This window comes from Gilliamella sp. Pra-s52 (assembly GCF_009795805.1).
Classification (GTDB): Bacteria; Pseudomonadota; Gammaproteobacteria; order Enterobacterales; family Orbaceae; genus Gilliamella.
This window is the reverse complement of sequence record NZ_WTEY01000011.1, coordinates 1-24,851: the sequence shown is the minus strand read 5'-3', so window position 1 is coordinate 24,851 and position 24,851 is coordinate 1. Positions and strand designations below refer to the sequence as shown.

Sequence of the window (24,851 nt, the reverse complement as noted above, 5' to 3'; positions counted from 1 at the left end):
TAAAGTGATAAGTCATTTTAGTTAACTTTATTTATTATTATGACAAAAATCACCCTATCAACAATTGCTCAAAAAGCGAATACCTCTATCGCTTCGGTTTCTAGAGTGCTAAAAAAACCACATTTAACCTCACCTCAAATACAGTTATGTGTTTATCAAGCAATTGAGGAATTAAATATGGATACGTCAAAAAATTTCAAACCCTATAAACCCATACATAATAGTGGCAAAATATTAATTATCGACAATCAACTTTATTCAAAAAGCTTAATCAATGCAGGATTAGAGCAAGTTTTAAAAGAAGAACAGTTTCAAATATTTTATTTGCAGTTTCCTTATCATAATAAAACTGATATCCATCATATTATTCGTTATGTTGCTCAACATGCATTTGATGGCATCATTATTATTAATGATGCACCTTACTTAAAAACGCTAGTTACTTATAAAACGACATTACCAACCATTGTCTTAGTTAATCACTTTTCACTGGATTTTATTTGTGTTCACTTTGATCATTTACTTATTGGATACCAAATAACAAAATATTTGATTGATAAGTCACATACCAAAATTGCCATTTTGCTCAATAATGAAAAATTAACTAGTTCTACGCTTTTGTTACAAGGCTATAAACAAGCTTTATTGCGCGCTAATATTATTATTGAACCTCAATATATTATTCATGGCTGCTTTACCTATCAACATGCCAGATCTGCGGTAAAAAAACTCATAAACAGCACTAAATCACCTTCAGCGATTATTTGTACTGATAATTTTAGCTTAAATTGTTTAGATAAAAATAATTATAAAGACCACAACCAATCGCCTGATAACATGGTTTTAGGTGCCGTTCACCAAGCCAATGAAAGCCAATCAAAACTCACAAAACCGCTTACAATATCATATTTTAGCGCTTCCAAAGAACTTAAATATAATCAGCTAGATAATTTAAGTAAAATAAATAAACCGTTGTTTGAAATGGGGCAAAAATCAGCAACTTTACTATGTGAGCTAATTAAAAGTACGACAAAGCCTACTAAGCGCTGTAAAATTATAGAGGCAGAATCGATATTTTATTAATTATAGAAATGATTTATTTTGACAAAATAAAAACTTCAATAAAATCAATACCTTTCCTGAACGATTTTTGCAAATAAAAAGTAAATTAGTATCTATATATGTACCAAGAATAATAATCTGAAAGGCTTACTGATAACAAACATGGAAAACCACTACCTCGGAATTCACGCTCTTGAAAAAATCTAATGTATTTAAAACAAAATGATTCCTTTTCCCTTTTTTTAGCGTACAATCAAAATCATCCCCAAATCGAGGTAATGTTATGTTATATAATAACAAATTTATACAGCATAATCATCATCATGAAAGTTGTCATTGTGACTGTAAAAATATGGCGCATAATCATGCACATTTATCTCATGATCTAAATTGTCATCAAGACTCAATCCCTAGCTGTGGTGGTGATTGCCATACAGATGATTGCCATACAACAGCAAAAAAAAATCAGTGTGACGATTCCCCCGATGATCCAGACAGGCAAAGCTCACAAACTAAATTAATATGGAAAATAAAAGGCATGGATTGTGCGCACTGTGCACAAAAAATTGAAAACGGACTAAAAACGTTGCCGAATATTTGCCAAACTAAAATTATCTTTTCTACCCAAAAATTAGCGGTTTTTGTTCCGCAAAAAAATGAAAAAACCATTAAATTGATTGAAGATAAAGTCACCGAATTAGGCTATACCCCTATTTTTGAATCTACTCCCGAACATACTCACCACCATGAGCATTCTCACGGCTTCGATAAAAAGGCGCTTATTCCTTTAGCGGTATTAGGTGGCTTGATTGTGGTGAGTTACCTTCTTTTATTGTTTAATAAAACAGCTGGCGAATATGCTTTTATAGTAACAGCCATTATTGGATTGATTCCAATTCTAAAAGAGGCGTTAATTTTAGCTCGTAGTGGCACTCCTTTTGCTATCGAGTCGTTAATGAGTATTTCGGCTATTGGCGCTTTATTTATTGGTGCAGCCGAAGAAGCGACCATGGTTATATTTTTATTTATGATTGGCGAAATGCTAGAAGGTGTGGCAACAAGTAAAGCTAGACAGGGAATCTCGTCGCTTGCCAAGCTAATGCCTGAAGAAACTGTAATAATTATTGATGGCGAACGAAAAACCATTGCTAGCCATAATTTGAAACCGGGTGATATTATTGAAATTTCGTCAGGAGGGCGTTTGCCAGCTGATGTGATTTTAATAAGCGAGCAAGCCAATATTGACGAAAGCGCTTTAACAGGCGAGTCGATTCCTGTAAATTACCTTTCAGGTGATAAAATTCTGGCCGGGTCGTTGGTGGTTGATAATACCATTGAACTTAAAGTTGTATCTGATGTTGGACAAAATGCCGTTGATCGTATTTTACAGCTAATTGAAGACGCCGAAGAGCGCAAAGCACCTATTGAGCGCTTTATTGATAAGTTTAGCCGTTATTATACACCCGCAATTGCCTTGCTTGCACTATTGGTGATAGTTGTGCCACCAGTGTTATTTAATGCAGATTGGTATACTTGGTTTTATCGTGGTTTGACATTGTTATTAATTGGTTGCCCTTGTGCACTAGTGATATCAACCCCTGCGGTGATAACCTCGGCCTTGTCTAATGCGGCAAAGCAAGGGATATTAATTAAGGGTGGCGCAGCGTTAGAGCATATTGGTTCAGTGAAATTGGTTGCGTTTGATAAGACTGGTACGTTAACTGAAGGCAAACCACAAATTACCGATGTTATTAATCAAAATGCAAACTCAACAGAAGCGTTACTTGCCATTGTTGCAGCAATAGAAAGTGGTTCGCATCACCCTCTGGCTAAAGCTATTGTTGAGTATGTTAAGCAAAACCAAATTCCATTTGTGGAAGCCAATAATCGTAAAACAATTGCAGGCGTTGGAATACAAGGTGAAATAAATCAGCAAATTTTTTATATTGTATCACCCAATAAAATATCGACTGTGTCTATGGCACTAACCGATGAACAAATAAAAATAGTTAATCAGCTAGAAACCGCAGGAAAAACCGTCATTGTAGCAGTAACAGACCAAAATTTATTGGGCATTATCGCTTTACAAGATGTGCTCCGCGCAGATGCAATAACAGCAATTAATCAATTACATCAATTAGGTTTAAAAACCTTGATGCTTACTGGGGATAATGAACGTGCAGCAAAGCAGGTTGCAAAGCAGCTCAACATTGATTATCGATCCCAACTGTTACCAACAGATAAATTAGCAGAAATTGAAAAAATCCGTAATACAACGGCTATTGCTATGGTGGGCGATGGAATTAATGATTCTCCTGCTATGAAAGCCGCAAGCGTAGGTATTGCTATGGGTAGTGGTACTGATGTTGCACTTGAAACAGCTGATGCCGCACTAACCCAAAATAGCCTGTTAAGTTTGCCTAAATTAATTCGTTTAATGCGCTTTGCATATCGTAATATTAAACAAAATATTACCATTGCTTTAGGAATTAAATTAGTATTTTTAGTGACCAGTTTGTTAGGCTTCACTGGACTGTGGCTAGCTGTATTAGCTGACTCTGGCGCAACCGCGATTGTAACAGCAAATGCTCTTCGTGTTTTAAAATTTAAAAATAAAGGTGAATAAAATAGCGATTAACCTATTTCATTTAAACTGTGCGCAATAGGTTGTGAAGTGACTAATCATCAATTCTTAAGGATATTTCACCTCCGATGTAGGCGTTAATTTTGCTATTTTGTTCTAGCATTAGTGCGCCTTGCTCGTTAATGCCTTTTGCAGTGCCACGAATGGTTTTGTCACCAATAATAAGTTTTACTGGTCGATTGACAAAGTTATCGAGTCTATGCCAATCGTTAATAAATGGTTCTAAACCATGTTGTTCAAAGTCGATTAATTTGTTTTTCAAAGTTTTGGCTACTTGAGCAACTAGCAAATTGCGATCAACTTTGCCTAAATTAGCCCATTTTTGATTAACGATGTTGGTATCAGGATTAGTCATGACTAGATTAACACCAATACCGATCACAACATGAGCACAATCGCCAGTCTTACCCGCAAGTTCAACTAATATACCTGCTAACTTTTGGTCGTTAAGATAAAGGTCATTTGGCCATTTAACTTTAATGTCTTGAGCTGATAATGCACGCAACGTGTCAGCAAGCACAATACCCACCACTAAGCTTAGTCCCATTGCCGCAGCCACACCTTGTTCTAATTTCCAATACATAGAAAAGTATAGATTAGTGCCAAAAGGTGAAAACCATTTTCGCCCTCTTCGCCCTCTTGCTTTTGATTGAAATTCAGCAACACAACAATCGCCCGATGTTAATTGACCAATTCGATCCATTAGATATTGGTTGGTGGAGTCGATAATCGGTAAGATTTCACAATGGCTATCGGATTGGTAGTGTAGATCAATTTTGTTTTTGCTTAACAAATCAAGCGGAGCTGACAAGCAATAACCTTTACCTTGTACAGATGTTATCTCTAGTCCCCACTCACGCAGTTGTTTAATGTATTTATTGATGCCTGCACGTGTTATGCCAAATATTACCGCTAATTCTTCCCCCGAATGATATTTGCCATCTGCAAGTATTTCAATTAATTTAAGTGGGTTGTTGTGGTTGCGCATCCATTCCTCTTTTTTTAATTAACAGCATAATGAAGTATAACGAGATTATAGCAAAGCTGACAAATAAATAAGCATTATTCATTTTATCCATAATAAAGGCGATCACCGCTGGCGCAATCAAACTACCTAAAGTATTGGTTAATAACATAGCTTGATTCATGGCAACGATATCTTGTTTTTTAACGCAAGAACAAGCCCAAGCCATAGATATTGGGTAAATAGTGTAAATGGTTGCGCCTAATAAGATAATTGCTAATGCATCAAACCAATTGAATATTAGCATAATACATGCAATTAACATCAGTAACGATTCAATTAATAATACACGTTGCCGTCCAAATTTATCTGCACACCAATTGGCAGGCATTTGTGCAATGACGCCCGATAAAATCAGTAATATCATCCAATTTGCAACTTGAATATCACTATAACCTAAATGTGAATAATAAGCAGGTAAAAGTGAATATAATGATCCAATTAACATACCAGCAATCACACAACCAGTTAAGCCTAGTCGAGAAGGCTTATTCAATATCATTGGCATAATGTTAAAGCTGCTTTTTTTCCTTTTAGGTAATTTATAATGGGTGAGCAAAATAAATAAAATCGCTAGCCCCATCAGTAGCGCGATAACTAACCCAAAATACAATACATCTTGTGGAAAATACTGCAATAAAGCCTGCCCTAAAACCGTGCCTAAATAGTAAGTGGTCAGATACACTGCAAGCATTTTTCCACGCGTACGCACAGGACCTGTTAGCAATATACAACTTTCAATAACCACCCACGTTACAGCACAAGCAATACCAATAAAAAACCGCCACATTATCCAACTATAAAAATTCATTGAAAAACCTAGTCCGATTGTTGCAATTGCAAAAATAATACAACTATAGGTATACGTGTGACGCGCATTGAATTTATTAATAAACCAATTGGCAAAAATAGTACCAATTAAGTTACCTGTAAAATAACTTGATCCTACAAGCCCAATTTGCCCTAGCGAAAACTCATTACGCACTAACCATAATGGTACTTGTGTATTTAGTGCCGACAACGAGATAGTCACAAAGAGTAAACTCGTTAATAGAATAGGAAATGAGTACGAATGTTTCATAATGTTATCGCATATAATTTATGAGCTATAATTTGCGGGCAATTATAATTTAGTGCTAATTATAAATAACTGTCTGCGTCAATTTCGCCCTTGTTGCCGATAAATCGGATTTCTGGTGATAAATTCACCAAGAACTTCTGTGCCACACATTTTTTAATATAACGAGCCAATTCAACGACATCGTGCGCAGTTGCTTGTTTTTTGTTGACTAATACCAACGCTTGTTGTTGATGTACTGCAGCTCCGCCTATTTGATAGCCTTTCAAGCCACACTGATCAATAAGCCAACCTGCGGCTAATTTTGTTTTTCCGTTAGCTTGTGGATATATTGGCATAGTTGGGTAAATTTCAAGTAGCTTATCAGCAACAATTTTATCGACCACAGGATTTTTAAAAAAGCTACCACCATTACCAAGTACTTTAGGATCGGGTAACTTGCTACGGCGGATTTCACACACTTTATCAAAAACCATTTTTGCGGTGATTGTTTGTGGATCAAAGTTTCGTAATTCACCATAAGTTAAAACAGGCTGCCATTGTTTGGGTAATTTAATGCCCACATTGACAACGGCATAACCTTGTAAATACGCTTTTTTAAAGATACTTTCACGGTAACCATATTGACCATCTGTGACAGTAATAATGTTTCCTGTAGCAAATTCAAGCAGTTCCACATAATCGGCTACTTTTTGAAATTCAACCCCATAAGCACCAATATTTTGAATAGGGGCAGAACCTACACAACCAGGAATTAAAGCAAGGTTTTCAAGCCCTGATATATTTTGTTCGATTGTTTGTGATACGACATCATGCCAAATTTCACCTGCGCCGACTCTTAAATGCCATTCTTGGGCGGTTTCGGCAATGGTTATACCTTTGATTCGATTAACAATAACAATACCATCAAAATCACATGTAAATAGAGTGTTACTGCCTTCGCCAATAATCATAATGGGTAAATTTGGGATGTTATCTTGCCAGACTTGTTGTAATTGTTCGACAGTCGTAACAGTAATAACATTTTGAGCAAAAACACTTAAACCAAATGTATTAGGAATTTTTTGTTTCATCAATAATCACTACCTTTATTTTTGTGGAAGTAGATACCAAATGCAAATCGATTTTCTTTGTTATTTTTATGGTTTGGAATCTACTGTATTTGCTTTCTATATTATCACATGGCTAATGTTATTTGATGATTTATTTAGTTGTAAATGCATTTGAATTTTTTATCAATTTGTTATTGCCTTCGTTTTGCTAAAACGATGTTATTTTTTTATAAAAAGTATAACTTGGCGCAAGTTAATTGCATTATTTAACAAATATTCGACTATTTGATAAAAGCAATGCTTAAATCTTTTTTGTTTTTTGTTATCATATATAACCACTAGCTGAGCAATTTTTTATGAATTACTGTTAGCACCAAGATAGTTGTCAATATTTGATTGGCTGTAATTGATTATATTTATTGTGCTCAAGTTAAGTGTTGTCTATCAATTAGAGGATATTATGAAAAGAGTTTTTATTATGATCCTAGATTCTTTTGGGATCGGTGGTGCTGAAGATGCCAAAAAATATGGCGATGAAGGGGCTAACACTTTGGGACATATTGCCGAAGCTTGTGCATTAGGTAAGGCTGAACAAGGACGCAGTGGACCATTAAAATTACCAAATTTAGGTCAATTAGGCTTAATCGAAGCAGCGTATGAATCATCGGGTAATTATCCTAAAGGCATGCAAACTGAAGGTAAAATTATTGGCTCATATGGTTATGCTAGCGAAATATCTTCTGGTAAAGATACACCTTCAGGACACTGGGAAATTGCAGGTGTACCAGTACTTTTTGACTGGGGGTATTTTACTAATACTACAAATAGCTTTCCTCAAGATCTTTTAGATAAAATTGTTACCCGCGCAAAACTCCCTGGTTATCTTGGTAATTGTCATTCATCTGGTACCATTATCCTTGATGAACTAGGTGAAGAGCATATGGCTTCTAATAAACCTATTTTTTACACGTCTGCTGATTCGGTATTCCAAATTGCCTGCCATGAAGAAACTTTTGGCTTAGATAGACTTTATGAAATTTGCGAAATTGCTCGTGATGAGCTAAATAAAGGTAATTACAATATTGGACGTGTTATTGCTAGACCATTTATCGGTAAAAAAGCAGGCGAATTTGTACGTACGGGTAATCGTCATGACCTTGCCGTTGAACCACCTGCTCCAACAGTGATTAAAAAGTTAGTTGATGAAAAACACGGCACAGTAGTATCAATCGGTAAAATTGCCGATATTTATGCTCAAGTTGGGATCACTAAAAAAGTTAAAGCAACGGGTCTTGAAGCACTTTTCGATGCATCACTTGAAGAAATAAAACAAGCTAAAGATAATACTATTGTATTTACCAATTTTGTTGACTTTGACTCTTCTTATGGTCACCGTCGTGATGTTTGTGGTTATGCCGCTGCATTAGAATATTTTGATAGTCGCCTACCTGAAATGTTAGCACTAATTCAGCCCGAGGATCTGCTAATTATTAGTGCCGATCATGGTTGCGATCCTACTTGGACTGGTACTGATCATACTCGTGAACATATTCCTGTCATCGTTTATGGTAACAGTGTGCCAGTGGGCTCTTTAGGCCATCGTGAAACATTTGCCGATATTGGGCAAAGTGTTGCTGACTATTTTGATTTATCGCCAATGGATTACGGTAAATCGTTTATAAAAAAGAAATAATTTAAGTCATGCCAATTTAGTAACAAATATCAGGAGAAGTTAATGTCTACCCCGCATATTAATGCCATTGATAATGCTTTTGCAAAAACCGTTTTAATGCCCGGCGATCCTCTACGAGCAAAATTTATTGCAGAAACGTTTTTAGAAAATGCACAAGAAGTCACTAATGTAAGATCTATGTTAGGTTTTACCGGTTATTACAAAGGACAAAAAATTTCAGTTATGGGGCATGGTATGGGCATTCCATCTTGCTCTATTTATGCAACCGAACTAATTAAATTTTATGGCGTTGAAAACATTATCCGTGTTGGTTCATGTGGCGCTATAAGCCCTAACGTTAACGTGGGTGATATCATTGTGGGAATGGGTGCTTGTACCGATTCAAAAGTCAATCGTTTACGTTTTAAAGATCATGATTTTGCGGCTATCGCTGATTTTGAGCTAACTTGTAATGCTGTTAATGCAGCTAAAAAATTAGGTGTAAATGTTAAAGTGGGTAATCTCTTTTCTGCCGACCTTTTTTATAGTGTTGAACTTGATATGTTTGATGTGATGGAAAAATACAATATTTTAGGTGTTGAAATGGAAGCTGCTGGCATTTATGGCGTTGCCGCAGAATACGGCGCAAAAGCATTGGCTATTTGTACAGTTTCAGACCATATTCGCAAAGGCGAAGCCATGTCAGCACAAGAGCGCCAGCTAGGCTTTAAAGATATGATTACTGTTGCGTTGGAATCTGTTTTATTAAATCAAAACTAAAATTAAAAATGGCAGAATCACTGCCATTTTTTTTAACTTATCAATATTGATAGTAATACGACTTTTTATTTATATTTATGTGTAGTAGGTTATAAATATCTTGTTTAATAAGGGAACAAAATGAACACTACGGAAAAACTTAGAGTTATATTTTTTCTACAATTTTTTATATGGGGAAGTTGGCTTATTACCCTCGGTTCTTATATGATGGAGACCCTAAAATTTAGCGGTACTGCTGTCGGTTCTATATATGGAACCATGGGGATAGCATCGCTATTTATGCCTGGTTTACTCGGTGTCGTAGCAGATAGATGGATACCTGCTAACCGCTTATATATGATTTGTCATTTGATCGGTGCTGCTACACTATTTATAGCAGCTTCAATAACATCACCTTTTATGATGTTCATTATTATGCTAATTCACTGTTTAGCCTTTATGCCAACCATTGCAATTTCCAACTCTATCTCTTACTCTTGCTTGGAATCTCAAGGTTTAGATGTCATTACACAATTTCCAAGCATAAGAATATTTGGCACAATTGGCTTTATCGTTGCTATGTGGCTAGTGAGCTTTTTAAAATTAGAATTAAGTAGTATGCAACTGTATATTGCAGGATTAAGTTCTATTTTACTTAGCCTATATACCCTTACTTTACCATTTATTTCAACTTCTCAAGGAAAATCAGAAAAAAAATCACTTATAACTTCTTTGGGGTTAGATGCGTTTGTTTTGTTTAAACAACCCAAAATGGCTATCTTTTTCGTATTTGCAATATTACTTGGCGGTATTTTACAAATCACTAATACTTTTGGTAATCCTTTTATTCGCTCATTTGAAGATATTCCTGAATATGCAAATAGCTTCGCTGTTCAATATCCATCAGTATTGTTGTCAATTTCTCAAATTTCAGAAGTGGTATTTATTCTATTCGTTCCATTCTTTATGAAACGCCTTGGCATTAAATATGTGATGTTAATTAGTATGCTAGCTTGGGTTGCTCGTTTTGGCTTGTTTGCTTATGGTAACCCATCACCATTTGGTTTTGTGCTATTACTTTTATCCATGATTGTTTATGGATGTGCCTTTGATTTTTATAATATTTCTGGTTCCATGTATGTTGATAAAACGGTTTCCCCTAGTATTCGTAATAGTGCCCAAGGTCTATTTATGATGATGACTAATGGGATTGGTGCTTATTTAGGTTCGGTAATTAGTGGTTTTGTTGTCGATCATTATACTAATAATGATGTTATTGATTGGCAAAGCGTTTGGCTTATTTTTGCTAGCTATTCTTTGATTTTAGCCGTCGTATTTGCGTTGATATTTAAAAACGAAAATTCTAACGAAAACATTAATACTAACGAAAAAGCCACTCAAATCATTAATTAATCAATTATTGTGTGGTAGGTTGAATTTTACACTACTAATATAAAGGCAACAATATCGGTTGTTGCCTTTTTGGTTATCAACAAGCCAACTTTATTGTTAAAGTTAAAAAAGTATGATTTGTCGCACAAAAAATAAATAAATAATGCAAAATAAATAGCAGAAAGATAGCTTATCAAGGTAGACTAGCTGAAACTATAATTCACAATGTGCGTATACTATTTTGATCTTTTTGATCAATTTTTTATGCCATTGTTACTAGAGCATATTTAGCTCATTTAAAGAAATTAAATATCAAATGAACAACCAAATAATACCCAAAGTCATATTACATGAGCACATTGAAGGAAGCATAACCCCAATAATGGCTCACAAATTAGCCCAAAAAAATAATATTCCATTCCCTAAAACTTTATGTTACCAACCCGATCAATATGATACCAATGAGTATAAAAATGGTAGATATTCATACGACGAATCTAAGTTTGAAGAATTTATCAAAACATATGATACTGTTTCTAGCTTTCTAAAAAATCCAGAGGATTACTATTTAATTACTTACGATTTTCTTAATAGAAATGCTAAACAAGGGTTAATTTATTGCGAGCTGTTTATATCCCCTTTTCATATCTGTGCAACGCAATCCCACGATGGACATGTTGTTTGGAATCAAGATCGATTTCACCAAACACTAAAGCAAATGGATAAGGCAATTATTGACGTTCGTAAGCAATATGATATTACCGTACGATATCATGTAATCGGTGTTAGGCATCTTGGTGCGAACGTGGTTTACGATACTTTGCGATTCATTAAAAATAATCCTCACCCATTTATTACTGGTTTCAATATCGCTGGTAATGAAAAAGCAGGTCATTTTGATGATTTTAAAGATGCTCATGAATTGGCTACCGAGCTTAATCTAAAAAAATCGTATCACGCTGGCGAAATAGATTCAGCCCAAAGTATTATTCAAGCCATTAAGCATGGCGCAAATAGAATTGGACACGGCATTCGTGCTATTGAAGACAAAACACTTATTGGTGAACTGATTAATAAAAAAATCACCCTCGAAATTGCCTTAACAAGCAATCGAATTTTAGTTAATGAGCTACATGGTGATATTTATCAGCATCCCATCAGGCAGCTTTATGACCAAGGTGTTCGCATTACATTAAATACGGATGATGCAGGGATTTTTGGTACCGATATAGAAAAAGAGTATAACATCGCTCAATCTATATTTGCATTTTCGCGATTAGAATTACTTGATATTACACTGTGCGGTATTCACGCTGCATTTATTGAAAATTCAATTAAAACCCAATTAATTAAAAAAATTCTTGCTTGTTTTACATCTGATGATAAGCAATTGTTAGAAAAGTGTATCAATGATAAAAGATATCATCCAGCAATTATCGAACGCTTTTTAGAATATCAAAAATTATTACTAGCCATGACCATTAATTAATTTAGTTGTCAGAATAATAGGAGATTTGTATGAAAAAAACTAAGTTATCTTTAACCTTTTTAGCCCTATTCATTTCTGGCACATCCAGTGCAGCAACGGTTGATTTAAGGATTATCGAAACAACCGACCTACATGGTAATATGATGAACTACGACTATTTTAAAGATCAATCTATCGAGACCTTTGGATTAGTCAAAACAGCTAATTTGATTCATCAAGCACGAAGTGAAATAAAAAATAGTGTTCTTGTTGATAATGGCGATCTGATTCAAGGTAGTCCAATGGCTGATTATACAGTAAATAAAGGCCTTAATGATGGTGATATTCATCCTGTATATAAAGCAATGAACACGCTTAATTATGTTGTAGGTAATATTGGTAATCACGAATTTAATTTTGGTTTGGAATTCCTACAAAAAAGCCTTGCTGGAGCTAAATTCCCTTATATTAATGCAAATGTCTATGATGCAAAAACCAATAAACCGTTCTTTAAGCAATATATTATTATTGATACCCCCGTTGTAGATAGAAATGGTAACAAGCAAACCATTAAGATTGGCTACATTGGCTTTGTGCCACCACAAATTATGCAATGGGACAAACTTAATCTTGATGGTAAAGTTGTGGTTAAAGACATTACCGAAACAGCCAAGCGCTTGGTTCCAGAAATGAAAAAACAAGGCGCTAATATCATTATTGCCATTCCTCATTCAGGTGTTTCTTCTGAGCCTTATAAAGCACTAGCTGAAAATTCAGTTTATTACTTAAGTCAAGTTGAAGGTATTAATGCAATTATGTTTGGCCACGCCCATGGAGTGTTTCCAAGCGAGGAGTTCAAATCACTACCAAATACAGATATAAAAACCGGTAACATTAATCACGTTCCGGCTGTCATGCCAGGACAATGGGGAAGCCACTTAGGAGTAGTTGACTTAGTTCTTGAAGGTGAACAAGCAAATTGGCAAGTGGTTTCAGGAAAATCTGAAGCTCGCCCTATTTATGATATAAAAAATAAAAAAGCATTAGTTGATACCGATCAAAATATCGTCAATATTTTAAATCAAGACCATCAAGGTACGCGTGAATTTGTTAGCAAACCAATAGGCAAAGTTTCAACTGATATTACTAGTTATTTAGCTTTGGTCGAAGATAGCTCAGCCTTACAAATTATTAGCGATGCGCAGATCGATTATGTTAAACAATTTGTTCAAGGCGATCCCGATCTAGATGGATTACCTATTTTATCAGCCATTGCACCGTTTAAAGCTGGTGGAAGAAAAAATGATCCAAATGCTTTTGTTGATGTAAAAAAAGGGGATTTAACCTTTAGAAATGCAGCGGATATTTACCTTTATCCTAATTTACTATCAACATTAAAAATTACTGGTGCAGACGTAAAAGAGTGGCTTGAATGTTCGGCAGGAGTATATAATCAAATTGATGTTAATACATCAAACCCACAATACCTGATCAACTGGGAACAGTTTAGAACTTATAATTTTGATACAATTGATGGGGTGAATTATCAAATAGATATTACTAAACCACCTCGTTATGATGCAAATTGTCAGCTAATTAATCCAACATCAGAAAGAATTAACAATCTAACTTATCAACAAAAACCGATTAACCCTAATCAAACATTTTTAATTGCTACCAATAACTATCGCGCTTATAGTGGCATATTTCCTGGGACAGGTGAAAAAAATGTTAAATTCAATTCACCAGATGATTTAAGAGTGATTCTTTCAGCTTATATCACCAATATGACCCAAAAAAACGGCACAGTAGATGTTACTGTCGATAATAATTGGCGAATTGCTCCGATTACTAGTAATAAAGATTTGGATATTCGCTTTGAATCCTCCCTTAATGATGATGCAAAAAACTATATTCAAAATAATTCACTCTACCCAATAAAATTTATAGAACAAGACAACTTAGGGTTTGGTGTTTACCGTATCAATCTACAAACACCCACAAAATAATGTGATTAAGACAGAAGGATTATTAATATGAAAATTGAAAAACTAATTGAATTAGCCAAAACAGCCCGAGCTAAGGCTTATGTACCCTATTCTAAATTTCAGGTTGGAGCTGTACTTATCACCGAAGATGACGAAGCCATTTTAGGTTGCAACATTGAAAATGCCTCTTATGGATTAGCCAACTGTGCGGAGCGTACGGCTATTTTTAAAGCGGTATCTGAAGGTAAAAGGAAATTTAAAAAATTAGTGGTAATTGGAGATACTCAAGGCCCTATCTCACCTTGTGGCGCTTGTCGTCAAGTGATTAGTGAGTTTTGTGCTAAAGATATGCCAGTTATTTTAACGAATATGAATGGTAAAGTTCAAGAAACAACGGTAGGGGAATTATTACCTTGGTCTTTTTCACCAAGTGATTTGGAGTAATTTCGTTTTTTGAAACAAAGTTGTTAAATAATGTAACATTATACTTATTTTAGTGCTGTTTTAAGTCGATTATTTTCGACAAAAACTAAACATGCTCATTTGTATAAGTAAACAAAAAATAATTAATTGATTTAAAAGAGAAAAATAATGAGATTTGTAGATATTATTGAAAAAAAACGTGATGGACATCCTCTAACTACCGAAGAAATCCAATTTTTTATCACCAACTATACTCATGGCGCTATCCCCGATTACCAAGTTAGTGCGTTATTAATGGCAATTTACTATAAAGGTATGACATCAAAAGAGTGTGCTGATTTAACTAGTGCAATGATGTATTCAGGCGATACCGTTGATCTATCTTCAATCCAAGGAATTAAAGTTGATAAACATTCAACTGGAGGCGTTGGTGATACCACAACACTCGTACTTGCACCGCTTGTTGCCGCATTAGATGTTCCTGTTGCCAAAATGTCTGGACGTGGTTTAGGTCATACAGGTGGTACTACCGATAAATTTGAATCAATTCCAGGATTTAAAATTGAATTAAGTAAACAAGATTTTATCGATCAAGTTAATCATAAAGGTCTTGCTGTTATCGGTCAATCAGGCAATTTAACTCCCGCTGATAAAAAGTTATATTCTTTACGTGATGTCACAGGAACAGTTAACTCTATTCCTCTTATTGCAAGCTCAATTATGAGCAAAAAGTTAGCAGCAGGCGCCGATGCTATTGTACTTGATGTCAAAACAGGTGATGGTGCACTAATGAAAGATATGGCCGATTCCGAAAAGTTAGCTCACGAAATGGTCAATATCGGTAACCAAATTGGTCGTCGAACCATGGCTATTATATCTGATATGTCACAACCGCTTGGTTATGCAATTGGTAATGCACTTGAAATAAAAGAAGCCATTGATACTTTAAAAGGTCATGGCCCTGCTGATTTAACTGAATTAGTTTTAACGTTAGGTAGCCAAATGGTTGTGCTTGCTAATAAAGCCAAAACATTAGAAGAAGCCAGAGCAAAACTTCAAGAAGTTATTAAAAATGGCAAAGCCATTGAGAAGTTCAAAATACTTATTGAAGCACAAGGTGGGGATAGCTCAGTTGTTGATCACCCTGAAAAATTAGCTAGTGCACCTTATCAAATTGCTTTACCTGCACTTAAATCAGGTTATGTTTCAAGAATCATTGCCGATCAAATTGGTATTGCTGCTATGCAATTAGGTGCAGGCCGTGCAACTAAAGAGGATATTATCGATCCTGCTGTAGGAATCGTGTTACATAAAAAAGTAGGTGATAAAGTAGCCGAAGGCGAAGCTTTGTTAACGATCCATGCTAGTACCGATAAGATTGATGCGATCAAACAAAAACTTTACGACAATATTACTATTAGTGATAGTGCAAAAGAACCACAACTTATTTACAAAGTTATTACAGAATAGTAGTTATTATATAGTAAGTTAGGAGATACAATGTATCCGTTTCAATTTAATAAAAAACTATCATTACTTGTTTGTATGGGGCTATTCTCAGCCCCTTGCATGGCCGATGTTACCACAAAAAACACCCCTACTCCAACTTGGGAAAAAGACAAATCTTATCAATTTACTATTTTACATACCAACGACCATCATGGTCGTTTTTGGCAAAACGATATTGGTGAATATGGACTTGCTGCCCAAAAAACTGTAGTGGATGAAATTCGAAAACAAGTTACAGCAGAAGGTGGCAAATTATTGCTACTTTCAGGTGGTGATATTAATACGGGGGTCCCTGAATCTGATGTACAGCAAGCCAAACCTGATTTTATTGGTATGAATGCTGTTGGTTACGATGCTATGGCTGTGGGTAACCATGAGTTTGATCACCCTTTGACAATTATTCGTGAGCAACAAAAATGGGCAACATTTCCTTTTTTATCAGCAAATACTTATTTCAAGGGAACTGATAAACGTGTATTTGATGCTTATAAAATGTTTAATTTAAATGGTATTAAAGTTGCAGTGTTTGGTTTGACTACTGATGATACCATTTTTCTAGCTTCCCCCAAAAATACAGAAGGCGTCGAATTTCGACAAACTTTACCTGAAGCACAGAAAATAATTAAACAATTAAAAGACAATGAACACCCAGACATGATTATTGCTGTCACTCATATGGGACATTATGAAAATGGTGAACATGGCTCGATGGCACCGGGCGATGTTGAATTAGCCAGAAAATTGCACACAGGCGATTTGGATATGATAGTAGGTGGACACTCCCAAAATCCTGTCTGTATGGCTAGCCCTAATAAACGTATTACCGAATATGTACCAGGCACACCTTGTGCACCAGATCAACAAAATGGCACATGGATTGTACAAGCCCACGAATGGGGTAAATATGTTGGACGAGCTGATTTTGTCTTTTTAAATGGCAAAATCACATTAAAAAATTACCAATTAATTCCTATTAATCTAAAAAAAGAGGTGGAGAATGGTAATAGCACCAAACGCCTTGAATATTACACGCAAGAAATTCCTCAAGATAAATCCTTACTTGAAAATTTGAGACCATATCAAGAACTGGGTAAACAGCAGTTATTAGTCAAAAGTGGTGAGTTGATAGGTCGGTTAGAAGGCAATCGTGATGTTGTTAGATACCAGCAAAGCAATATGGGACAATTGTTACTTAGTGCTTTTGTTGAAAAAACTAATGCAGATGTTGGCATTATGTCTGGTGGTATGATTCGTGACTCCTTAATTGAAGGTAATATTACTTACCGCGATATTTTAAAAGTGGAACCTTTTGGTAACAGTGTGGTTTATTTCGAATTAACAGGCAATGAATTAATTGATTATCTGAAAGCGGCATTAAGTAAAAAACAAGGCTCAGGAGGATATACGCATTTGAAAAATATTAGCCTAACAAAAAATGAGGACAATATTGAAAATGTAAAAATTAACAATCAACCGATCGATTTACAAAAAAACTATCGCATTGCCACGCTTGACTTTTTAGCCGCTGGTGGAGATGGTTACCCAATAACCAATACGTCACCGACTTACGTTGATACAGGTTATCGCGATGCAGATGTAGTAAAACAATATGTTGAAAAACATTCACCAATTAATGCATCTGATTATGAACCAAAACAATTTATTATTGAGAAATAAATATTGAGATAATTATGAGCATGACTGAATTTCAACAAAGTTGTTATAATATTGTGACAGATCCTAATTTGTCGCCTAAACAAAAATCAAATTTACTCGCCTTAGCAGCAGAAAATAATTTACCTTATGTAGATCTGGATGAAGAAACACAACAAGCTTTAAATGACCGCGTTATCTGTGATATGTACGAAGGTCACGCGCCTTATAAACCTCGTTATGTTTTACCTGATTATGTGAAATTTTTAAAACAAGGGTCGAAGTGGTTAGAACTTAATCCAGCTGAAACATTTGATGATGCATTAAATTTGCTTATCATCATCTATCATCACGTTCCTTCAGTAACTGGTATGCCTGTTTATTTAGGATGCTTAGATCAAATTTTACTTCCTTACGTTGGTAAGCTTACTGAAGATGAAATTTATCAGCGATTAAAGCGTTTTTGGATCATGCTCGATCGTAATTTACCTGATGCATTTATGCATGCAAACATTGGACCAACAGATAATATTATCTGTCGGGTAATTTTACGTATAGATAGAGAACTAAAACAAGTTGCACCTAATTTAACCTTTATCTATGATAAAGAGATTACCCCAGAATCATTATTATTAGTGGCAATTGAAAATATCTGTGAAACAAGCAAACCTCATATTGCAAACAATAATATGGTCCAAAAAGATTTTGATAGCAAAGGATACGGTGTTGTAAGTTGCTATAATTCACTGCCAGTTGCAGGCGGAGGAAGCACGCTTTCACGAATCAACTTAAAAGAAGTGGCATTACGCAGTAAAAATAGTGAGGATTTTTTGACAAATACCTTACCTTACTATTGTCAGTTACAGCTTAATCTTATTCAAGCAAGATCGAATTTTCTTTATAATCAATCCAATTTTTTTAATAGCAGTTTTTTAGTTCAAGAAGGATTAATTGATCCCAACCGATTTGCACCTATGTTTGGTATTTTTGGTATGGCTGAAGCGGTCAATATCCTGCAAGAAAAAGCAAATTTAGCAGGGCGTTATGGTTTTGACGAACAAGCCAATGAACTGGCATTAACCATTACCCAACTCATTGCCAAATTTATTGACAACCACACAATAGAAAATGCTTGGAAAGGAAAGGCTATGTTACATTCACAATCAGGAATCAGTACCGATATAGGCATAACCCCTGGTCTAAGAATTCCTTACGGTCATGAACCCGATCCAGTTACCCATATTATGGCGCTATTTAAACATCATCATTACTACACATCGGGCATTAGTGATATTTTAACTATCGATGAAACCATCAAAAATAACCCATCAGCATTACTGCAAATTTGTAAAGCAGCTTTTAAATTGGGTTTTCGTGAATTTACCGCCAATATCAGTGGCAATGATCTTGTTCGAGTAACGGGTTATATGGTTAGATTATCCGACATCAAAAAGTATAAACAAGAAGGATCACGAATTAACACAACGTTTTTAGGAGCAGAAGCTGCTGATGACGTTAAAAACAATAGTTATTTATGTCGAAAGCCAAGAGTAATCAGTCATGAACAAGTCATGGGCAATCGTTAACAAGATATTACCCTTTTCTTGTGTTGATGGACCAGGCAATCGACTTGTAATATTTTTACAGGGATGCAATTTTCGTTGCTTAAACTGCCACAATCCTTACACAATATCATTATGTAAGGATTGTGGCGATTGTATTAATGCTTGTCCACATAAGGCATTAAGTTTTAACAATCATCGCGTCATATGGCAAACTTCGGTTTGCCAACAATGTGATACTTGTATTAATACTTGCGGTTATAACTCAACACCAATGACTTATAAATACAGTGTTGAAGATATATTAAAAATTATCCGAAAATATCTGCCATTTTTAAACGGTATAACTTTTAGTGGAGGAGAGGCCACTATACAACTCCCTTTTATTGAGAATCTGTTTAGAGCAATAAAACAAGCCAACGATTTAAATCACCTTACTTGCTTTATTGATAGTAATGGTTACTTAAAACAGACAGGATGGCAAAAAGTAACAAGCACGATGGATGGAGCAATGATTGATCTTAAAGCTTGGGATAATAATGTACATAAACAGCTAACAGGACGAGACAATCTACGAGTAAAAGAAACGATTAAATATCTTGCCAAAATCAATAAATTATATGAAATAAGATTTTTAATTATTCCAAAACAAACCGATCTACAAGATAATGCAAAAAATATTGCTGAATTCTTAATTGATATAGATCCCAATATTCGAATTCGAATTAACGCCTTTCATAATCATGGTGTACATGGCATTGCTAAAACATGGCCATCTGCCAGTAAACAACAAGTAGAGCAGTTTGCAAAACAATTAAAACAATATAATCTACAAAAGATTGTATTACCTAGTGTTTATTTGTGATTTTTTTACCACTGTAAAAATTTTATCGATTTTTAGTTTTTGAATTAATCCATTCACTAAAAAAGTAAATGCATATCGACAAAAAGACTATACAAAATGATACCAAGGTTTTCTATTTCTCGATAATAAGAAAGCGGTTTCTTTTCTATATGACAAAAATATAGCCAATCGATAAATCACCAACGCAGTAATATTTGTGATAACTAACAATAAGTTGGCTTATTATCGAATTTGGTGACGGTCTAAACCATCACCTTTAACGAGTAAATACACAAGAAATAAAATAGGATTATTATAAAAGCTATTAATAATATTCAATAGTTCGAGTTGTTATCTTACCATCATCACATTCTTTGATTGTCCAATCACCTTTTTGGTTGTGTTTAAAAAATTGACATTCAAGACTCGCTTTATTTTTATTACCAGTATATTTTTTCATTTTGATTAATTGACCTTCTTTATTATACTCCATAGTATAAGTTTCATTATCAATCACCCTTGAAATCAACTGGTTTTTATCATTGTATTGAAATGTCATATTATTATCAAAAAATAGTATTTTGTCTTCATCATCATAGTCAACGAAAACTGAATGAAGTTCATCTAAATCAACCCCTGTTTGAACAAATTTTGTGTTATAGTCTGCTTGGAAAATATCAAATATATCTGTTTTTTCATAATCATCGGTTGCAAACGGATTGAGATAGTTTTGATCTTGGCTAGGTAAAGACATGGTAAAATAATCATAAAATTTCCAACTCGTTCGTTCTGTTTTCATATCGTCAGAAGATGAAATAATACGTTTCTGTTTATAATTATAACTTTCAATTTTATCAACGAAATAAGAAACTACCCCATTTTCATCAAAATTCATTTCAAAAGCAAAATCGTTTTTTTCACTAAGCAATTTTGAGTACTGAGCTAATAACTTATCTTTTATATATCCTTTTGCCGACTTAATACGATTTTGAGTAAGCGCATGATCAAAATAGTAATACATTACAACTAAGTTAGTTGAACGAGCTAAATTTACTGATGGTTTTGGTTTTTCTTTTGAAAATAATACAGAATCTGGCTCTATCCCCCAATCATTATTCATTTGATTATACTTAACAAAATCATATCTGATTTCGGTTGCTTTTGCCGTATCATAATATGCATAAGTGAAATGCTCACGATCCCAGTTATCATCTTTTTTACTATTAAAATATGAATGCTTTATCGAATCTTCGTTATCAAAAATCAATTCACCATTCTCCAATTTAGCTAACTTAATTGTGGACGATATTTGGTTAGGAAATTGCCCATCAATTAAACTAGGATAACTATAGTAATAACTTTGTTTATTTTTATCTAATTCACGAGAATAAAAATATTGTTTGAAGATATCATTATTAACCCAAGAAGGAATTTGCTCAATAGTATAAGTTACCGTTGCAAAAGGGTTTACACTATTTCTATAATTGTCAACAAAAAGATGATCTAAACTCACTTGCCCAAAACAAAAACTACCTTTTTTAAATATAGTATCGCTGTTTAATTTAGCTAATTGATAGGTGGTTGTTTGATTGTTAGCATCTGATGAACGCTCTAGTAAACCTAAATTTGAAAAAATCTCTAACCGTCGATTTAATTCATTATTTACCCAAACCTCTGCTCGTTCATTTGCAGGATAGCTAAGATCTTTTTTAAGATAAGGAAATGTTACTTTACCTAAATAAAAACAAATCGGTTTGTCTTGATCTTCCAATTCAGATTTAACTTCTTCCGTTAATTTTACTTGGTTTTTATCACATCCTGAGAGGATAACAATTAATGCCAACCAAACAACATTAAAATATTTTTTCATTGTTTTTGATATTCCCTTTCTATTAATTTAATTTTATTTTATAACTTAATAAAAAATAGCTAAAAAGCACATTGATGATATCCAATATAAAAATGACCATATTTCAACGCACTGAATACAAAATAGGGACAACTGTCCCATAATTTGTAAATATTTTTATTTAGTTTTCTTTAATGCAGCAGCAAACGCATTTCCCATCGCACTGTTATTCGGCAATGAATTATAATTATTTTGTTTGTTGGCCTGAGTATGTTTTTTTGAAATGCGATTAGCATCTTGCTTAGTCAATGACGCAGGATCATCAAGACGCATGGTTAACGCAATACGTTTACGAGGAATATCAACCTCTACCACTTTAACTTTAACAATATCCCCCGCTTTTACTACTGTTCTTGGATCATCAACAAACTTATCTGATAAGGCCGAAATATGCACTAAACCATCTTGATGAACACCAATATCAACAAAGGCACCAAAATTGGTCACATTGGTAACAGAACCTTCCATAATCATGCCGAGTTTTAAATCTTCCATAGTTTCAATATCATCAGCAAACTGAGCAGTTTTAAATTCAGGTCTTGGATCTCGTCCTGGTTTATCAAGTTCTTTAATAATATCAGTTACTGTTGGCACACCAAAGTTTTCATCCACATAATCAATTGCTTTAAGTGATTTTAAATAATTGCTATCACCTAAAATGTCTTTTAAAGATTTTCCATTTTTCTCTAAAATACGCTCAACAATAGGATAAGCTTCTGGGTGAACTGCAGAGGCATCAAGTGGATTTTTACCATCCATAATTCTTAAAAAACCTGCACATTGTTCAAATGCTTTAGGCCCAAGACGCGAAACTTTTAATAGTTGTTTGCGATCCGTAAATTGTCCATTTTCATTACGCCAATCAATAATATTTTGCGCAATAACTTTATTTAGACCAGCAATACGTGCGAGTAACATCATTGAGGCAGTATTTAAATTTACACCAACCGCATTGACACCGTCTTCAACCACGGCATCAAGTTTTTTAGCTAACTGAGTTTGGCTTACATCATGCTGATATTGACCTACTCCAATAGATTTAGGATCAATTTTAACAAGTTCAGCTAATGGATCTTGTAAACGACGTGCAATAGAAACAGCACCACGAATAGATACATCAAGATCAGGAAACTCTTGTGCGGCTAGTTCTGATGCGGAATAAACCGAAGCGCCAGCTTCACTGACAATCACTTTTTGCGCTTTCACTTCTGGGTATTTTTTTTGAACGTCCAAATAAAAACGTTCTGTCTCGCGCGAAGCCGTACCATTACCAATTGCCACCAATTCAACTTGATATTTAATACAAAGCGCAGCAATAACCATTGCCGCTTTATCAGCTTGCCCCGTATGCGGATAGATAGTTTCAGTCGCAACTAATTTACCTGTTGCATCAACAACCGCTATTTTTACTCCAGTTCTTAACCCCGGATCCATACCCATGGTGACTTTCATACCTGCTGGTGCGGCCATTAACATATCATGCAAGTTGGCAGCAAAAACATTAATTGCTTCTTCTTCGGCTTGTTCTCGAAGCGTCGTCATCAGCTCGGTTTCCATGTGCATTAAAATTTTTATGCGCCACGTCCAATTAATCACTGCTTTTCGCCATTTATCTGCTGGTTGATCATTAAAATGAACACCTAAATACTCAGTGATAATTTGTTCACAATAACTCTCTTTTGGTGCTTCTTCAAATTGCGGATCAGCATTTAAGGAAAGTTGTAAAAAACCCTCGTTTCTCCCACGGAACATAGCCAATGCTCGGTGTGAAGGTACTTTTGAAATAAGTTCACTTTGAGAAAAATAGTCTCGAAATTTTACACCCTCATCTTCCTTTCCACTGACTACTCGAGAAACCAAATGAGCATTATTCCAAAGATAATGACGTACTTTTGCTAATAAGTTAGCCTCTTCAGCAAATCGTTCCATCAAAATATAACGAGCCCCATCCAAGGCAGATTTAGTATCGGTAATACCTTTATCTGTATTAAAATATTTTTCTGCTTCGTTTTCTGGATTTAATGAAGGATTTTGCCATAAATCATCAGCAAGAGCTTCAAGACCTGCTTCAATTGCAATTTGGCCTCGAGTACGGCGTTTGGGTTTATACGGTAAATATAAATCTTCAAGTTCTGTTTTACTAAGCGTTGAGGCAATACTTTTACTTAATTCAGGCGTTAATTTGCCTTGTTCTTCTATTGATTTTAAAATGGTTTGCTTACGATCTTCAAGTTCACGTAAATAACTCAATCGACTATCAAGTGTTCGTAATTGAGTATCATCAAGCCCTCCTGTTACCTCTTTTCGATAACGAGCAATAAAGGGAACTGTGCTACCTTCGTCTAATAATTGAATGGCAGCTAACACTTGTTCGGGTTTTACAGTAAGCTCACCAGCTATAATATGGCTAATTTGATTGTTTATCATGGTGTTTTTAACAACTTTTAAGCAAAGTAGTGATTATATACCCATCTTTGTTTCTGTTGCAATTCCGAACCTTTGAATACCTACCTAAAAAAATATCACTATTTTTTGTAGTGATATTTGTTGATTAAAATGATATTAAATAAAATGCAAAAATTCCCCACGTTGTTTAAAGTAATTTGAGAAACGACTGTAATGAGTATATGTAAATACCCCATTTTTAGTACACAACTCTCGTAGAAAATTATACTGAGCATTTTAGTGTTTTAATTTGAACCAAATGATTCCAGTGATGAAGACTATATTACTGAACGGTTTAAATTCTTTAATAATATTTACCAACTTTACCTTAGAGATGGTATTGGATCAATGTATAGTTGGCAACGAC

Annotated in this window: 16 protein-coding genes and 1 pseudogene; 12 read left to right on the top strand and 5 right to left on the bottom strand. The window is 34.6% G+C overall.

The window, feature by feature from the left end:
• The first annotated feature begins 177 nt into the window (after nucleotides 1–177).
• Nucleotides 178–1,083 carry a substrate-binding domain-containing protein gene (locus GQ594_RS08510; protein ID WP_237398341.1) on the top strand — a complete coding sequence of 302 codons (906 nt, stop codon included), beginning with the start codon at nucleotides 178–180 and terminating at the stop codon, nucleotides 1,081–1,083.
• Between the two features lie 262 nt (nucleotides 1,084–1,345).
• On the top strand, nucleotides 1,346–3,688 hold the full coding sequence (locus tag GQ594_RS08505; protein ID WP_160412112.1) for a zinc/cadmium/mercury/lead-transporting ATPase: 2,343 nt from the start codon (nucleotides 1,346–1,348) through the stop codon (nucleotides 3,686–3,688).
• Nucleotides 3,689–3,740: 52 nt separating this feature from the next.
• Here the strand turns inward: GQ594_RS08505 and birA are convergent, their stop codons facing one another.
• From birA to murB, 3 genes are read right to left on the bottom strand one after another with little or no spacing between them, the layout of a single operon-like run.
• Nucleotides 3,741–4,694 (bottom strand): bifunctional biotin--[acetyl-CoA-carboxylase] ligase/biotin operon repressor BirA, encoded by a 954-nt coding sequence (birA, locus tag GQ594_RS08500; RefSeq protein ID WP_160400079.1) that lies wholly within the window; start codon nucleotides 4,692–4,694, stop codon nucleotides 3,741–3,743.
• Nucleotides 4,669–5,811: an MFS transporter gene (locus tag GQ594_RS08495; protein ID WP_160412114.1), complete on the bottom strand. Its 1,143-nt coding sequence runs from the start codon at nucleotides 5,809–5,811 to the stop codon at nucleotides 4,669–4,671. The genes birA and GQ594_RS08495 overlap by 26 nt, the downstream gene beginning before the upstream one ends.
• A 59-nt stretch (nucleotides 5,812–5,870) precedes the next feature.
• A complete protein-coding gene (gene murB, locus GQ594_RS08490; RefSeq protein WP_160412116.1) occupies nucleotides 5,871–6,881 on the bottom strand; it encodes a UDP-N-acetylmuramate dehydrogenase in 1,011 nt (336 codons plus the stop codon).
• Between the two features lie 439 nt (nucleotides 6,882–7,320).
• On the opposite strand from murB, the gene GQ594_RS08485 reads away from it, so the two are divergent.
• From GQ594_RS08485 to GQ594_RS08440, 10 genes are all read left to right on the top strand, one after another.
• Entirely contained in the window at nucleotides 7,321–8,553 is a 1,233-nt protein-coding gene (locus GQ594_RS08485) for a phosphopentomutase (protein ID WP_160412118.1), read from the top strand.
• 42 nt (nucleotides 8,554–8,595) lie between these two features.
• On the top strand, nucleotides 8,596–9,312 hold the full coding sequence (deoD, locus tag GQ594_RS08480; protein WP_160400083.1) for a purine-nucleoside phosphorylase: 717 nt from the start codon (nucleotides 8,596–8,598) through the stop codon (nucleotides 9,310–9,312).
• A 120-nt stretch (nucleotides 9,313–9,432) separates the two neighbouring features.
• Nucleotides 9,433–10,704 (top strand): nucleoside permease, encoded by a 1,272-nt coding sequence (locus tag GQ594_RS08475; protein ID WP_160400084.1) that lies wholly within the window; start codon nucleotides 9,433–9,435, stop codon nucleotides 10,702–10,704.
• A 295-nt stretch (nucleotides 10,705–10,999) separates the two neighbouring features.
• On the top strand, nucleotides 11,000–12,172 hold the full coding sequence (gene add, locus GQ594_RS08470) for an adenosine deaminase (protein ID WP_160412120.1): 1,173 nt from the start codon (nucleotides 11,000–11,002) through the stop codon (nucleotides 12,170–12,172).
• A 29-nt stretch (nucleotides 12,173–12,201) separates the two neighbouring features.
• Nucleotides 12,202–14,160 (top strand): bifunctional 2',3'-cyclic-nucleotide 2'-phosphodiesterase/3'-nucleotidase, encoded by a 1,959-nt coding sequence (locus GQ594_RS08465; RefSeq protein ID WP_160412123.1) that lies wholly within the window; start codon nucleotides 12,202–12,204, stop codon nucleotides 14,158–14,160.
• Nucleotides 14,161–14,187: 27 nt separating this feature from the next.
• A complete protein-coding gene (locus GQ594_RS08460; RefSeq protein ID WP_160400087.1) occupies nucleotides 14,188–14,583 on the top strand; it encodes a cytidine deaminase in 396 nt (131 codons plus the stop codon).
• Between the two features lie 147 nt (nucleotides 14,584–14,730).
• On the top strand, nucleotides 14,731–16,032 hold the full coding sequence (locus GQ594_RS08455; protein ID WP_160412125.1) for a pyrimidine-nucleoside phosphorylase: 1,302 nt from the start codon (nucleotides 14,731–14,733) through the stop codon (nucleotides 16,030–16,032).
• Between the two features lie 30 nt (nucleotides 16,033–16,062).
• On the top strand, nucleotides 16,063–17,748 hold the full coding sequence (ushA, locus tag GQ594_RS08450) for a bifunctional UDP-sugar hydrolase/5'-nucleotidase UshA (protein WP_160412126.1): 1,686 nt from the start codon (nucleotides 16,063–16,065) through the stop codon (nucleotides 17,746–17,748).
• 14 nt (nucleotides 17,749–17,762) lie between these two features.
• On the top strand, nucleotides 17,763–19,310 hold the full coding sequence (locus tag GQ594_RS08445) for a YjjI family glycine radical enzyme (RefSeq protein ID WP_202112531.1): 1,548 nt from the start codon (nucleotides 17,763–17,765) through the stop codon (nucleotides 19,308–19,310).
• The gene (locus GQ594_RS08440; protein WP_160400090.1) at nucleotides 19,285–20,151 is read left to right on the top strand and encodes a YjjW family glycine radical enzyme activase; all 867 of its coding nucleotides are present in this window, start codon (nucleotides 19,285–19,287) and stop codon (nucleotides 20,149–20,151) included. Before GQ594_RS08445 ends, GQ594_RS08440 begins: the two co-directional genes overlap by 26 nt.
• A 304-nt stretch (nucleotides 20,152–20,455) precedes the next feature.
• On the opposite strand, the gene GQ594_RS08435 is transcribed toward GQ594_RS08440, so the two are convergent.
• A complete protein-coding gene (locus GQ594_RS08435) occupies nucleotides 20,456–22,000 on the bottom strand; it encodes a hypothetical protein (RefSeq protein WP_160412129.1) in 1,545 nt (514 codons plus the stop codon).
• A 297-nt stretch (nucleotides 22,001–22,297) separates the two neighbouring features.
• Nucleotides 22,298–24,466: pseudogene (locus GQ594_RS08430) on the bottom strand (Tex family protein); the annotation flags it as partial.
• Nucleotides 24,467–24,851: the final 385 nt, after the last annotated feature.

Bases quoted from the DNA above. Each gene is read 5' to 3' on its own strand.
- GQ594_RS08510 (WP_237398341.1), top strand. From the start codon at position 178: ATGGATACGTCAAAAAATTTCAAACCCTATAAACCCATACATAATAGT.
- GQ594_RS08505 (WP_160412112.1), top strand. From the start codon at position 1,346: ATGTTATATAATAACAAATTTATACAGCATAATCATCATCATGAAAGT.
- birA (WP_160400079.1), bottom strand. From the start codon at position 4,694: ATGCGCAACCACAACAACCCACTTAAATTAATTGAAATACTTGCAGAT.
- GQ594_RS08495 (WP_160412114.1), bottom strand. From the start codon at position 5,811: ATGAAACATTCGTACTCATTTCCTATTCTATTAACGAGTTTACTCTTT.
- murB (WP_160412116.1), bottom strand. From the start codon at position 6,881: ATGAAACAAAAAATTCCTAATACATTTGGTTTAAGTGTTTTTGCTCAA.
- GQ594_RS08485 (WP_160412118.1), top strand. From the start codon at position 7,321: ATGAAAAGAGTTTTTATTATGATCCTAGATTCTTTTGGGATCGGTGGT.
- deoD (WP_160400083.1), top strand. From the start codon at position 8,596: ATGTCTACCCCGCATATTAATGCCATTGATAATGCTTTTGCAAAAACC.
- GQ594_RS08475 (WP_160400084.1), top strand. From the start codon at position 9,433: ATGAACACTACGGAAAAACTTAGAGTTATATTTTTTCTACAATTTTTT.
- add (WP_160412120.1), top strand. From the start codon at position 11,000: ATGAACAACCAAATAATACCCAAAGTCATATTACATGAGCACATTGAA.
- GQ594_RS08465 (WP_160412123.1), top strand. From the start codon at position 12,202: ATGAAAAAAACTAAGTTATCTTTAACCTTTTTAGCCCTATTCATTTCT.
- GQ594_RS08460 (WP_160400087.1), top strand. From the start codon at position 14,188: ATGAAAATTGAAAAACTAATTGAATTAGCCAAAACAGCCCGAGCTAAG.
- GQ594_RS08455 (WP_160412125.1), top strand. From the start codon at position 14,731: ATGAGATTTGTAGATATTATTGAAAAAAAACGTGATGGACATCCTCTA.
- ushA (WP_160412126.1), top strand. From the start codon at position 16,063: ATGTATCCGTTTCAATTTAATAAAAAACTATCATTACTTGTTTGTATG.
- GQ594_RS08445 (WP_202112531.1), top strand. From the start codon at position 17,763: ATGAGCATGACTGAATTTCAACAAAGTTGTTATAATATTGTGACAGAT.
- GQ594_RS08440 (WP_160400090.1), top strand. From the start codon at position 19,285: ATGAACAAGTCATGGGCAATCGTTAACAAGATATTACCCTTTTCTTGT.
- GQ594_RS08435 (WP_160412129.1), bottom strand. From the start codon at position 22,000: ATGAAAAAATATTTTAATGTTGTTTGGTTGGCATTAATTGTTATCCTC.